The organism is Paraburkholderia sp. RL18-101-BIB-B (assembly GCF_046026985.1).
GTDB lineage: Bacteria > Pseudomonadota > Gammaproteobacteria > Burkholderiales > Burkholderiaceae > Paraburkholderia.
In genome coordinates this window covers 68,997-82,214 of sequence record NZ_JARESV010000034.1, presented here as the reverse complement: position 1 = coordinate 82,214, position 13,218 = coordinate 68,997, and the positions used below count along the sequence as shown (strand labels likewise).

At 59.8% G+C, this 13,218-nt stretch carries 14 protein-coding genes; 8 read left to right on the top strand and 6 right to left on the bottom strand.

The window, feature by feature from the left end; genetic code table 11:
• Positions 1–102 precede the first annotated feature (102 nt).
• Positions 103–1,497: a hypothetical protein gene (locus tag P0D73_RS33290; RefSeq protein WP_408434688.1), complete on the top strand. Its 1,395-nt coding sequence runs from the start codon at positions 103–105 to the stop codon at positions 1,495–1,497.
• 142 nt (positions 1,498–1,639) lie between these two features.
• Here P0D73_RS33290 and P0D73_RS33285 read toward each other — a convergent pair whose 3' ends face one another.
• Both P0D73_RS33285 and P0D73_RS33280 read right to left on the bottom strand, forming a co-directional pair.
• Entirely contained in the window at positions 1,640–1,885 is a 246-nt protein-coding gene (locus tag P0D73_RS33285; protein ID WP_408288704.1) for a hypothetical protein, read from the bottom strand.
• Between the two features lie 28 nt (positions 1,886–1,913).
• Positions 1,914–2,876, bottom strand: coding sequence for a LysR substrate-binding domain-containing protein (locus tag P0D73_RS33280; RefSeq protein ID WP_132377133.1), 963 nt, complete (start codon positions 2,874–2,876; stop codon positions 1,914–1,916).
• A gap of 169 nt (positions 2,877–3,045) precedes the next feature.
• Between P0D73_RS33280 and P0D73_RS33275 the strand changes: the two genes are divergently transcribed.
• From P0D73_RS33275 to P0D73_RS33260, 4 genes are all read left to right on the top strand, one after another.
• Positions 3,046–3,852 carry a citryl-CoA lyase gene (locus P0D73_RS33275; RefSeq protein ID WP_408434686.1) on the top strand — a complete coding sequence of 269 codons (807 nt, stop codon included), beginning with the start codon at positions 3,046–3,048 and terminating at the stop codon, positions 3,850–3,852.
• A gap of 63 nt (positions 3,853–3,915) precedes the next feature.
• Positions 3,916–5,097, top strand: a complete 1,182-nt coding sequence (locus tag P0D73_RS33270) for a CaiB/BaiF CoA transferase family protein (protein WP_408434684.1) — start codon at positions 3,916–3,918, stop codon at positions 5,095–5,097.
• Between the two features lie 124 nt (positions 5,098–5,221).
• Entirely contained in the window at positions 5,222–6,529 is a 1,308-nt protein-coding gene (locus P0D73_RS33265) for an MFS transporter (protein WP_408315257.1), read from the top strand.
• Positions 6,530–6,551: 22 nt separating this feature from the next.
• Positions 6,552–7,586: an alpha/beta hydrolase family protein gene (locus tag P0D73_RS33260; RefSeq protein WP_408434682.1), complete on the top strand. Its 1,035-nt coding sequence runs from the start codon at positions 6,552–6,554 to the stop codon at positions 7,584–7,586.
• Positions 7,587–7,762: 176 nt separating this feature from the next.
• Here P0D73_RS33260 and P0D73_RS33255 read toward each other — a convergent pair whose 3' ends face one another.
• The 3 genes from P0D73_RS33255 to P0D73_RS33245 all read right to left on the bottom strand — a co-directional run bounded on the left by P0D73_RS33255 (position 7,763) and on the right by P0D73_RS33245 (position 9,737).
• Positions 7,763–8,362, bottom strand: a complete 600-nt coding sequence (locus P0D73_RS33255; protein WP_408288719.1) for a short chain dehydrogenase — start codon at positions 8,360–8,362, stop codon at positions 7,763–7,765.
• 186 nt (positions 8,363–8,548) lie between these two features.
• The gene (locus tag P0D73_RS33250; RefSeq protein WP_408315197.1) at positions 8,549–8,989 is read right to left on the bottom strand and encodes a YkgJ family cysteine cluster protein; all 441 of its coding nucleotides are present in this window, start codon (positions 8,987–8,989) and stop codon (positions 8,549–8,551) included.
• Positions 8,990–9,527: 538 nt separating this feature from the next.
• Positions 9,528–9,737: a hypothetical protein gene (locus P0D73_RS33245; RefSeq protein ID WP_408288727.1), complete on the bottom strand. Its 210-nt coding sequence runs from the start codon at positions 9,735–9,737 to the stop codon at positions 9,528–9,530.
• Positions 9,738–9,957: 220 nt separating this feature from the next.
• Here P0D73_RS33245 and P0D73_RS33240 point away from each other — a divergent pair, with 220 nt between their 5' ends.
• The 3 genes from P0D73_RS33240 to P0D73_RS33230 all read left to right on the top strand — a co-directional run bounded on the left by P0D73_RS33240 (position 9,958) and on the right by P0D73_RS33230 (position 12,790).
• The gene (locus P0D73_RS33240; RefSeq protein ID WP_408179219.1) at positions 9,958–11,013 is read left to right on the top strand and encodes a methyl-accepting chemotaxis protein; all 1,056 of its coding nucleotides are present in this window, start codon (positions 9,958–9,960) and stop codon (positions 11,011–11,013) included.
• Between the two features lie 506 nt (positions 11,014–11,519).
• Positions 11,520–12,320 carry an acetoacetate decarboxylase family protein gene (locus P0D73_RS33235; RefSeq protein WP_408434680.1) on the top strand — a complete coding sequence of 267 codons (801 nt, stop codon included), beginning with the start codon at positions 11,520–11,522 and terminating at the stop codon, positions 12,318–12,320.
• A 95-nt stretch (positions 12,321–12,415) separates the two neighbouring features.
• Positions 12,416–12,790: a tautomerase family protein gene (locus P0D73_RS33230; RefSeq protein ID WP_408179196.1), complete on the top strand. Its 375-nt coding sequence runs from the start codon at positions 12,416–12,418 to the stop codon at positions 12,788–12,790.
• Between the two features lie 135 nt (positions 12,791–12,925).
• Here the strand turns inward: P0D73_RS33230 and P0D73_RS33225 are convergent, their stop codons facing one another.
• Positions 12,926–13,135 (bottom strand): DUF1059 domain-containing protein, encoded by a 210-nt coding sequence (locus P0D73_RS33225; RefSeq protein ID WP_408434678.1) that lies wholly within the window; start codon positions 13,133–13,135, stop codon positions 12,926–12,928.
• Between the last annotated feature and the right edge of the window lie 83 nt (positions 13,136–13,218).

The following is a 13,218-nucleotide window of genomic DNA, read 5'->3' as shown; positions in this document are numbered from 1 at the left end:
CCCTGGGCGGTTTACGCCAAACCTTTTTTTCCCCGGGGGGGGGGGGGGGGGGCGCCGCGCCGGCCCCCCACGACGTTTCTCACGGTCCCTCAAGGAGATGCCATGTCGGAACGATCGATGACGATCAACCTTACGAACTGGGCTGCCGGCCTGACGCTCGAGTTCGGCAGCGCGGCCGCCAGCGACGGGCCTGTGCCGCAAGCACAGCCGGGCGCGATCGGCTATGGACAAAAGATGGTGGCCAGCGCGCTCAACCGCTCGGGCGGCTGCACCGGCCGCTTCAGCCTGACGGCCAGCGCCGTGAATTTCGGCGTGTCGTACAACCATCCGTCTGGAGCGGGTTCGACGACGGTGAGCGTGGATGCGTCGACCGGTTATATCGCGGGCGCCAATGCAACGACGTTTCCAGGGCACGACTCGGTGGCTTATCTGAATCTATATCGGGCGGTCAACGCCAACGATCGTGCGTGGGTCGTGCCGCTGGGTCTGCTCGATACACCGGCGCGCAATAACAGCCAGGATTTCGTCAACAGCATGTTTGGCGAAGGCACACGCGATGCGGCCGTCGTCACCACGGCGTACGGCAACGGTGCGCCGAACGGCTATATCGAGCCGGCGGATTTCACCGGCGGCCAGATGGCGGGCTTCGCCGCGCAATGGGCACAACAGTGGCTCGAGCGCGGCAGCATGTCAGGAAACAACGCGGCTTGTCCGCCGCAGGACGCGGCGCTGATCGGATTGCTCGCGCGTTACATGAGCGGCGCGGCGAGCAACGGACCGCTGACCATGTGGGTGCCGCAAATCACCTGGCAGGCGGGCACCAATCCGTCCGTGTTCGCTATCAGCGGCTATCGTGCGTTTCCATTCGGCGACGGTGCGAAGTGGAACGCCGCGAGCGTGACAGCGTTCACCAGCTTGCTGGCGGCGGGCGCGCATTTCGTCGCCGTCAGTGCGAAGGACGATCTGCCGGCGGGCGTTGCCATGAGCGCTTTCGATCAGTTCTTCACTTCGGCTGGCCTGCCGACGCGGCACGACATGGGCAACTCGCACTATGCGAGCGTCACCAATATCACCGGCACGTACTATCTGGATGTCAGCGGCAGCTTTGCGCCGGAAAACTGCGCGTTGATCCTGGCGTTTCTCGCCGGACGCACGGTCAACGATCCGTACGCCAGCGCAGGCAGCTACAACACGTTTATCCAGCTCGAAGGATGGCAGGCTGGTTCGCAACGCCATAACATCGACTACGACACGTACAAGCAAACCCTGTGGAATATTTCGACGTTCGGTGCGTGTCCGTACAGCGAGAAGCGTGCGACGACGATTTTTCTGGCGCCTTCAGGCTGGACGCCACAGCTCTATCAGACGACTCGCATGATGCCTTACGTCGGCGCCTATGCGGTTTCGCAGGGCACCCCGCAGGCGTGGCTGAACACCGCGGTCGTGCGGATTCCTGCCGATGCGCCAGTGCTTCCCTCGCGGTACATAACCGGTTAGCAGAGGTTGTGAGGCTCTCTGAAATGGGTCGATTGTCTGGACCAACTCGCCGCAACCCGACCTCTCGCGTGACGAGGTCGCAGTGACGGCTGCGTCAAGGTGAGCGTATCCGGCTGACTGTGGCGACGAGCCCTAAGGTGCCTCAGTCTTCAATGGGCACGTTGTAGAGCGTCTCGCAAGCGGGGCAGAGCATCGGCTGGATCGCGGGTTGCGCGGCGAGCAGGGTTAGCGCATGGTCTTCTCCGCGCAGGTAGCAGACCGGGCACGGGAAACCCTCATGAGATTTCAACTGGTGCCAGCGATCGATGAAGCGCGCGATTTCCGCCGACGATGCGTCGATCGATTCGAGATGGTCGAGCAGTACATGGAATAGGGGCGCGTTCTGCATTGATGTTCTCGTGGCGTCTGCGGTGAGACTAACTCGAAACGGGGTTTGAATCCTGGCGCTGATTCGGTTTTTTTCGAGCAGCGGCGCGCGAACTTGCGCGTCGCCTGTCGTGGCTCGCCTCGGCGCAAACCGACCGGATAATTGACGCGAAGGCTCGCGCGGCCGGGGAACGACTTTCCTCGGTCCGCCACATCAGGCCCGGCGCGCGCGTCGGCGTGGGGCTCTCGACCGGAATCATTCGCACGTCTTCACGCCTCGTTGCATGTTCAGAAACGATTGCCGCAATGTCCGTCGAGCTTACCAGTTCCATCATCGGTGCAATGGCGTTCATTTCGGCAACGACAACGGGCGTAGCGTTCGCCATGCGGAAGCATTCGTCAAGAAGTGCACGCGTTGCGAACGAGCGGGGCAGAAGCACGATCTTCTGCAGATGCAGTTCGGACATTCGAACAAAGCGTCGTTTAGAGAACGGATGAGTCAGGCCGACGGCCAGCATCATCTCTTCTGTGTACAACGCCTCGAATCGCAGGCCGGAGGCATTCTGCGGTTTGTAAGTCACGCCGATGTCGAGACCGCCGCGCGCGAGCGATTCTGCGATGTCGTCACCCGACATTTCCATCACTTCGACGCGCACGGAGGGGTGGCGCGCTACGAAGACCGATATGCATCGCGGAATGATGCGCATATTGAAGGTGTGCGTCGTGCCAATTCGCACCACGCCGCTCATCTCTTCAGCGGCCATTCGAACGGACCACAGGCCTTCGTCGACTTCGCGAAGGGCGTTGCGCGCTCTTTCAAGGAACGCCTCGCCTGTCTGGGTCATCGTCACCTTTCGACTTTCCCGCTCGAAGAGGCGGCTGCCCAGTTCGTCTTCGAGCTGCTTTATCTGATGGGAGAGGGTGGATTGCGTGACATGCACCTTCTCGGCCGCTAGCGTGAAATTCAGCTGTTCGGCGAGCGCGACGAAGTAGCGGAGATGGCGGAGTTCCATATGGGCTGGCGAAAGAGGTTGTCCTGCACGCTCAACTATCGATGGCATCGATTATGAGCTAGTGAAAAATACCATTTCTGTCGATGCTTTGCCAGTCGTAAACTGCTCCACATTGAAGCGATGAAAGGAGACTTCGTCGCGAGCGGACACCGACAAAACGGACATCAAGATGAAAATCGGCAAGGAAACGATTCCCCGGACTGCGATCTCGACATCCAACTCTCAAACGATTGTCGTGCGCGGGCGCGACCTTTCGGAAGAGCTCATTGGAAAGATTTCGTTCACCGACTACTTTTTCCTGCTGGTCACCGGCCGGCTCCCTTCATCGCCGGCGTCCGCTGTGTTGAATGCGACGCTCGTAGCCATCGCGGAGCATGGCCTCGTGCCCAGCGTGCAGGCAAGCCGCATGACGCTCGCCGCGGCGCCCGATGCGCTGCAGGGCGCCGTTGCCGCAGGCGTTCTGGGTTGCGGCTCCGTCATCCTCGGTGCTTCGGAGGCCTGTGGCCGGCTGCTGGATGAGGTGCGTCGGCGCGCCGAAGAGAGTGGCGACATTCCGCGCGCGGCGTCTGCGGTGGTGAGTGAGTACCGGGCTGCAGGGCGAACCATCCCGGGATACGGTCATCCTCTGCATAAGGCACGTGACCCGCGTGTCGCGGCCCTCTTCAAGGTTGCGCAACAGGCAGGCGCCAACCTCGAGTATGTTCGCATCGCCGAGGCCATTGAGGCAGTGATTCCCGAGGTGGTCGGCAAGTCGCTCATGTTGAACGTCTCCGCGGCAATCCCCGCTGTCCTGCTCGGTGTCGGTTTTCCGCTGGAAGCGCTCAAAGGCGTGCCCATTCTGGCAAGGACCGCCGGGCTCATCGGGCACCTCACTGAGGAACTGTCGCGGTCAATAGGCTTTGCGCTCTCTTACCAGGCGACCAACGGACTCGTTTACGACGGCGACGCGCCGGACGGTTTTGTCCCGGGTATTTAGAGTCGGTCTACGTCCAGGTCAGTCATCGCGTACGCAACGCACACAGCAAACTCGGAGCAGTGAATGGCAAAAGTTCTCGGAGGTCTTCGCGTCCTCGAGCAAGGAACGTTCATAACAGGGCCTGCGGCAGGCATGCTGCTTGGCGACCTGGGCGCGGACGTCGTCAAAATCGAGCACCCTGAAAACGGAGACCCGTTTCGTGCGTTCAAGGGCGGCTTGTATAGCCCTCACTACCAGACATATAACCGGAACAAGCGCAGCGTAACGCTGAACACAAAAAATGACAGCGACCTCGCTCTGTTCGACGAACTGATTCGCGAGTCGGATGTATATATCCAGAACTTCCGGCCGGGCGCGGCGGAGCGTCTCAATGCCGGGTATGAACGCCTGCGTGAGATTAACCCGCGGCTCATCTACTGCGCGATCAGTGGGTTTGGACAGACCGGACCGGCAGCGGGAAGACCGGCCTATGATTCGGTCGCCCAGGCCGCCAGCGGTTTTCTCGGTCTGCTCATCAATCCGGCAAATCCGCGAGTAGTGGGGCCCGCAATTGCGGATTCGCTCACCGGCTTCTACGCGACTTATGGCATTCTCGGCGCGCTCCATGAGCGCAGCCACACCGGCGTTGGCCGCAAGGTCGAAGTCTCCATGCTCGAGGCGATGTCGCACTTCAACCTCGACGCATTTACGCATTTCTATGCGGCGGGCGAGGTGATGGGCCCATACAGCCGACCGAGCGTCTCCCAGTCGTACGTGATGGAGTGCGCCGATGGAAAATGGCTGGCACTTCACATGTCGTCACCCGAGAAGTTCTGGGCAGGTCTTGCCAATGCAATAGAGAGGCCAGGATTACTCGAAGATCCGCGTTTTTCAAACCGGGCTGGCCGGATTGAGCATCAGGAAGAACTGATCAAAGTGCTCGGCTCGATTTTCATCTCACGCACCCGTGAAGAATGGTGCCTGCGCCTCGAGGCTAATGATGTTCCTCACGCGCCCATGTACGACACAAGCGAGGCATTGGAAGACCCACAGGCGAAACACCTCGAGTTGCTTATAGAAACCGAGCATCCGGTGATGGGGCAGTTCCGGACAGTGCGCTCGCCAGTGACTTTTGATGATGAGCGGCCGTTGGACGTCGTTGCGCCTCCAACCCTTGGCGAGCACAACGACGAGATTCTGTCTCCGGTGCGTGAGAGGCTTGAGAAGCGGGCCGGCTCCGCGAAAAAGATGCAGCAAAGTCTGTAGCTGCCGATGTTCCTCCATTGAGGACAATGGATACGTTGTTTGAATACGCGCACAAATACTATTAAGTGGAGACACGTCAATGAAAATGCCCCAGGGAACGCTTGCGGAGGAGCGGGTGGCCGGCATGCCGTCATCCGTCGACGCCGCTGCGACGGCGCCTGCGGATGTCGAGCGCACATTCGGCCGCATAGCGAAGCGAATCATCCCGTTTCTCTTTCTTTGCTATGTCCTCAACTATATCGATCGGGTCAACATCAGTTTTGCCCATCTCCAGTTCAAGACCGACATCGGGCTGACTGAAGCTGCATATGGCCTTGGTGTCGGGGTCTTCTATATCGGCTATGTGCTGTTCGAAGTGCCGAGCAACCTGCTTCTGCGCCGCATTGGACCTCGGCGAACCATCGCCCGAATCATGGTGTTGTGGGGCCTGGTATCCATTTCCATGATGCTCGTGCGTAATCCCACGCAGTTCTATGTGGCCCGCATTGCCCTGGGTGTTGCCGAGGCAGGCTTTTTCCCGGGAATCATCTATTACCTGACAACCTGGTTTCCGAACCGGTATCGTGCGCGGGTGCTTTCCGCATTCGTCCTTGGGATCGCGGTCGCGGGTATCACTGGCGGCCCGGTCTCGGGCTGGATTCTGAGCAACGCAGAAGGGTGGCAGGCGCTGCATGCGTGGCAGTGGCTGTTCCTTCTGGAGGGTATCCCGCCGGTGCTGGTTGGGGTGTGCGCCTTGTGGTATCTGCCAGATAGCCCGGAGACGACGAAATGGCTATCGGCGCATGAAAAGGCCATCGTTGTCCGCGAGCTGGAAGCCGTGCCGGGTTCGACATCCCATCAGATTTCGCACTTCGGGGCGGCCCTCAGGAACTGGCGAGTGTACGTTTGTGCCTTTGGATACTTCACCATCACATGGGCCGGAAGTGTCCTCAACTTCTGGGCGCCATCCGTGATCCGCCAGGCTGGCGTAGCCAATCCCTTCCATATCGGCCTGTTGTCCGCCGTTCCGTATTTCATCGGTGCAATCGGCATGCTGGCAGTGAGCCGGCATTCGGATGCCCGCGACGAGCGTCGCCTGCACTTCGCCTGTTGTGCTCTGGTGTCGGCCCTGGGCGCGGTGCTTCTTGGCGCAGCGCATTCGTCGTTCGGCCCTGCCATTGCCGGACTGGCGCTTGTGGCCATCGGCTATCTGACGTGTACCGCAATCTTCTGGACGATTCCGGCTACGTTCCTGTCGGGCACGGCGTCTGCCGGTTCAATCGCGCTGATTTCGAGCATCGGTCAACTGGGCAGCCTCACTGCTCCGACCGCGATTGGCTCGCTGACGGCGGTCACCCATTCGATAAGCGCCGGTTCGTATCTCGCGGCGTTCGTCCTGACGTGCGGCGCAACAGTGATCGCGGTGGCGATGCGCAATGGCGTAGCGAAATAAAAGAAGGTTCAAGGAGACCCGTATGTCGCTCATCGCGAAGTTAAAACGAGCGTTGACACTGGCCGCGTTGTGCATGGCCACCTGCCCGGCTTTTGCGCAGAGTATCGACATTGATAAGCCTCTTACCATCGCGAAGCAAGGAAGCTTCTTCGTAGGCGGCCGGGATATCACGTCAGATACCTTGTCGACGTTGCCGCAGGCGGACCCGAAAGGAACAGTCACTGTTGAGCAGATGTACGTCCAGTACCAGGTGCCTGTCCACCCGAGTTCGACATCCGTGGTCTTCATTCACGGCTGTTGTCTGACCGGTGCGGAATGGGAGACGACGCCGGATGGCCGCATGGGGTGGGCCGAGTACTTCGTTCGAAAAGGCTTCCCGACATACGTGGTGGACCAGGCTGCAAGAGGGCGGTCTGCCGCGAACGCAGCGTCCGTCGGCGCGGTCAAAACTGGCAAGCTTCCGCCCGATGCACTCCCTTCTGGTTTTTCGGTCGGCCGGGAATTCGCCTGGGCGCTCTTCAGGTTTGGTCCACGGTATCCGGAAGCGTACCCCGGCCTTCAATTCCCGCTGGAGGCACAGGATGAGTTGTGGAAACAGATGGTTCCGGACTGGGCTTACTCCATGTCGACGCCGAATCCCACGGTGCCTTCACTCGGATTGCTATCCGGGCGGCTAGGAAAGACCGTACTCATCAGCCATTCCCAGTCTGGAATCTATCCGTTCCAGGCCGTCGCAGGAGGAGCGGACGGAATCGCCGCGATCGTGGCCGTCGAGCCGACCGCTTGCCCGGCTGCAAATGTGGACGCTAGACCCTACACAAGGGTTCCGATTCTGCTTCTCTATGGCGATTTCATTGTTGAGTCACCCCCTTGGGCCGCGCACTACGCAGCTTGCAAGGCATTCGCTGCATCGGTGAATGCTGCCGGCGGGCATGTTGATGTGGTGGAGACGACGCAACTGGGCATGCACGGAAACTCACACATGCTAATGCAGGACCGAAACAATCTGAAAATCGCAGACGTTGTGACAGACTGGATTAAGCACAAGGTCCATTGAGTGGCTCTGATAGGCGGTCATCCCATGGACGAACACGTTGCTCAAACGTCAGGTTGAGGCGGGGAGCGCCGACGCGTGAACTGTCGCGTGATAGTCGTGGTTTTCGACCCGCGCGCCAGCCCAGGAAATAAAGCTCGCCAGTGTCATGCGAGCGGTGTTGAACTCGCCGCCCTCGCTTACCACTTCGCGACCTGAATGACCCGGCCCGTGATGTCCTCGACGAGACTCCGTTTGTACGCATGGGCGACGGCCTCGGCGGGAACGCCGGCAGAGCGGGCCTGGCCCATCGCGGCAAGGGTTTCGGACACCCAGCCCGGACTCACGACGTTGACCCGTGTCTTGCCCTGCAGTTCGAGTGCCGCCGACCTGCCGAACGCCTCGATCCCAGCATTCACGATACTCACGGCGGGGCTGCCTTGCATCGGATATTGGGCCAGGATGCCGCTGGTTAGTGTCAGGGATCCACCTTGCGTAACATGGCCGACGGAGCATCGGACGAGATTGACCTGACCCATCAGCTTGTTGGCCAGGCTGAACGAAAAATCTTCATCCGTCAGCGCTTCGAGCGGCGCGAATTTCGCCAAACCTGCGGCGCAAATCACGGCATCCACGGTTCCGAGTTGCCGATACATCGACACGATGGAGGCTTTGTCTGCGAGGTCGACGGACAGGTCTGAGCCCGTACGGCTGGCGCCAATGATCTGGTGTTCGGGCGAAAGCAGGCGAACGATCTCTTTGCCGAGCAGTCCGGTTGCGCCGACTATCAGTACACGCATAGGTTCTCCTATGTCTGGAAAGGTCCCGCGGCGCGGAACGACACATCACGCAAGGCGTGAGGAGACAGGACTTGAATATCGTACTACCTCTCGCGGCAACGTGAACGCTACGCGTCGTGCTGCGCCGCGGACGGGCGAAAATGGCCCGTTGACTCTCGTAGAGGAGCAGCACGCCATGTCCGCCATTTAGCACTGCGCGATACCTGGCACAGCGGACCGGGGCTTCAGCGGCACTAGTCCAATATTTTTTCGCAGTCGCTGACAATCGGGATTAGGTGTTCCATCTTCGAGCCATACGCGGTATTCGCGACATGGCGACGGCCGCAGAGGGTAGATTTCGCACCGGATGCCAGGCTTGCCGACTACCCCGCGCAGAGCGACGCAGCGTCCATAGCCGGCCTCCGTTCCCTTCATGCAGACAATGACTGGATTGACGGCAGATACGAGCTCATCCGGTACCGTGCCGCCTGGCGAACTCGCCATTTCACCCATATACATCGATACCCGGAAGTGCTGGCAACATGCTCCGCACGACAAGCACGGGTTGCTTTCGTCGTCAGCCATATCCACGAAGACACGGTTGTCGTCCTGGACATGAAGTAGTTGAACGATTTTGCTGTTGGTCATATTCGTACTGAGCCGTTTATCGTACGGCTGGTTGCCGCGGCTAGCAGCCCCCGGCTGTGCTGCGTCGCATACGGGCTTTTCATGAATGCCGAAAAAGCGCCGAAAACTATGAGAAGAGCGCTTTAAGGCGCTGCCAGAACGCAGCAAATTTGCGTGGTTCGCGAGCATGCATTGCGAGCATGGCGTCGTAGTGGGTGCGCGATTCCTGGACGTGGGGCAGTTGTGAAAGGAGAAGGCCTAGGTTCATCATATTTCTCCGAGCATTGAGCTTCTAGTAATCCAAATGGTGCGAATGAGCACAGCCGCGACTTGACGGCCGCGACATGGCGCCACGCGAACGCGCGCGAAAGCTGCATTCGCATGGGCGCTATCAAGTGTGTATGGGGAATTAGCTGCGACGTGCACCGTCTGCCGGCTGGCAAGACGGCGGCTGAAAGAAGAGCGCGCGACGTCCTGCAGGTCAGACAGCGAAACTGCCAGAAAATCGACGACATCGATTGCGCAAGCCGCCACTCCTTTATTTGATGTTCTTGAGATTCTAGGCGTGCTCCAAATGCAGCGGCAAGTAAAAAGGCTGTAAAGAAGGTCTTGCTAATTTCGAATAAAAAAACGCAATAGCAAGCGGGGTTGGCGTCGGCAGCGGCAATTTAGCTGACACTTGCACGCAATCGACGGTGACGTGCTCTGCCATGGAGCCCGACGCTATCTGGTTGCCGGTGCGGATTAGTACGCTGGTCTTGAGTGACATTGCACGTTGGCGAACTCCAACGCGGCCGCTCGCGACCGGCGCAATGGGCAACAAAAAATGCACAGCGTCGGTGCATACGAAAATGGCGCATCAAAGCGCCAATATATCGGTTGTGTCTTCCTTAAGTATTCGTATCGGGATGCCGTTAATCCCGATTAATTCTCCGAGTCGGCGAGGAGCCACGGGCTCCCCACTTCGCACGCAACTGGGATATATGAAAATGTCCATAGAGCAGGCAAAACCTCGTCAATCGTCCGAAGGGGCGGTCATCGCCGAGTTGACCCGCGAAGTGCGCAAGATATCCACGGATAAGATCGCCGATATCGACCTGATCAATCGCGAGGCGACCTATCTGGCCATCAACGCGTTGATCGAAGCCGCTCGTGCAGGAGAGGCCGGTCGCGGCTTTGCGGTCGTCGCAAACCAGGTCAAGAACGTGTCCGGCCGGATCGGGCAACTCACTGGCGAACTCGGTAAGGAATTGGCCAGCATCAGCGAACGCATGGTGACGGAGCTCGAGCGGCAACAAGGCCGGCGTCTGACCGACCTTGCGTTGAACATGATCGACGTGATCGACCGCAACCTCTACGAACGTTCATGCGACGTGCGTTGGTGGGCAACCGATGCAGCGGTTGTCGATTGCATGACGACCGGATCGGCGTCGGCTGCCGCGCATGCGGCAAAGCGGCTGTCGGTCATCCTGGATAGCTACACGGTATACCTCGACATCTGGGTGCTGGATATCGAGGGTCGTGTCGTTGCAAATGGAAGACCTTCGCTGTTTCCAGTCGTCGGCACAGTGAACGCAGCCCAGCATGACTGGTTCGCCGCGGCGCTCGCTACGCGGTCCGGCGATGAGTACGCAACCGCCAACGTTGACGTAGCCGCGGGATTGAACGGCGCGCAGGTTGCCACCTATGCGACGGCGATCCGCCAGGACGGTGCGAATAACGGAAAGGTCGTCGGCGTTCTGGCGGTGTTCTTCGATTGGGCCAAGCAGGCGTCGTCCGTCGTAAATAGCGTCCGGTTGACCAGTGGGGAACGGGAGCGCACGCGCTGCATGATCGTCGACGCATGTGGTCGAGTGATCGCCTCCTCCGCAACAGCGGGCCGCGAGAGTATGCGCTTCGACCTGCCACCGAACAGGGCTGATATCGGAACCTACCGAACGGCCGGGGGATCGCTTGTCGGGTATGCGCTGACTCCGGGTTATGAAACTTATCGCGGTATGGGCTGGTTCGGCGTCATCGAGCAACAGCCGGATCGAACACCGTAACCGTGTCATTGGCATGAACACACGCGGGTTGGGTCATCTGCAACGGTGGCATTCGCGCACGCTCCGCGGCCTGGTTCGCGAGGGACGCAGGGGCGCAGGTGACTACAGGTTTATGTAATAGCCGTGCTCCAGCGCGCTGACTATGCTCAGGGGAGGGTAGAGCAAAGCGGCCCGTCACATAGATCGAAGATCGCGACCTTCGCTCGTTGGGCGAAGATCCTTGCGGCGCCCGGGTCAGGTAAGCGCAGGCGTTACTGGCTTGCGGTTTAAGGCGTACATACCGTGCTAACGCGCTAGTCGATGGTGCGATTTGGACAGTGTTAGCAGACGAGGCACGGCACTATTCCTCACTCGCGGCACGCTGACTGCAGCGCTGCCGCTAATCGCATCGTGGCCATGAGTTGCGCGCTCGAACCGTCCGCGTCAGGTGATACGCGGCGTTTCCGGGCAACGCCACGATTCCACGTACGGCGACTTAGGGTCGCGCCAATTCAGGACGAAACGAGATGCCAAAAGCTTTTTCCGTTCCCATCACTCCGCAAGGAAAGTCCGCACTGGCGACAGTGCCTCCGTGGCACTATTCCAGCGACTGCCTCGCCATCGAATACTGGGCCGACCAGAAAGCAATCGCTGCGCTCCTGCCGCCAGGCGTCACGGTGGACGAGAAATCAGGAGGGCGCGCCTTCTTTTGGTTTCTGGACTGGCAGTTCACCGGTTCCAATGACGAAGTGACGGATCCTGCCCGGTATCAATACCGTGAGGCCTTCGTTCTGGTCGAGGCAGTCTTCGACGGGCTGCCGATCAATTACTGCCCGTACATCTTCGTCGACAACGATGCCGCCATCGCCCGCGGATGGGCGCAGGGTTTTCCCAAGAAACTCGCCAGCGTCTATCAGACCCGCAGTTTCTCCGCTCCCAGCGCGGCGGCTGCGCCGCTTGCCAAGGGAAGTCGCTTCGGCGCCAGCGTGTCCGCGCACGGAGAGCGGCTGGCAACCGCCCGTATCCAGCTCGAGGAACCTGTCGCTGACCCGACGACCGTTTTCAATCGGCCGACGACGATGCGCCGCTACTTTCCCCAACTCGCGGCCGGCAGTCAGGACAAACCACCCGTCGACGAACTGACCATGTCGCTCACGGACAATCTCGCGATCGTGGATGTCTGGACCGGATCGGCGGAACTGAAGCTTCCCGAAGTCGATGGCGAGGACATGCATCTGATCGCGCCGTTGCGCGTCGGCCGGGGTTATCGGCTGGGTATGGCGTATTCCGTGACCGACCTGCGCATTCTGAAAAACTACGTCGGTTGATCGTCTGGACGGCCCCGTGAGTTGGCAAGGAGGCAGCTTATGTGGGCCACCGTCGATGAGAATGTCCGCGAAACGTCGATAGGGGATTCGTTTCCATGCCGCTCTATACCTTGATTACTCAGGACGGCGCACTCAGCAGTGATGCCAAGGCCAAGCTCGCAATGGAGCTGACGACCCTGCATTCCGAATACGCGGGTGTGCCGAAAAATTGGGTGCATGTCGTGTTTCAGGACTATGCGCCGGGCAGCGGGTTCACCGCCGGAGAACCCGCGGCAACTGCCGCGCTGACGCTTTTGATGCGCGCCGGGCGGTCGCCTGCATACAAGCGGGAATTGCTACAGCGTCTTTGGAAACTGTTTCAGACCGCGACGGGAGCGCCCGATGACCAGCTTGTCATCGGCATTCAGGAAGTGCCGGCCAGTCAGGCGATGGAAATGGGACAGGTCATGCCGGACATCGCGAACGAATAGCGGTGCGGGCGGCGGCGTCGACTAGCGTCTGCGCTTCCTGATGAACAGAATCCCAAAGCCCGCATTGCAGCAACGTGTTGCAGCGCGTCGCATCGGCATTCTGCGCAGATCCGGCGTGCGAGACGGGGCGACCGCTCAGCATTCAGGCGCTGCGTCCCATTTTGGTTTCATTTCTTTACCCCACTTCTGCGGGTCTTGTTTGTGCATTGTCTCCATTTCCTTGGCGACATCCGGGTGTTTGTCCATGACGTGTTTCGTCATGACCTGTACCATTTCGTCCCATGATTCAGCCGATAACTTCTGCTCACATTTACCGCCGAGCTCGTTGCACGTCATGGTTTTCATTTGAAATCTCCTTGTCACTTCTTGCAGGAATATGGGTGCACGGTGACACGCCGTGGACACGCGGGCAGCAGCGTCGCCAAAGC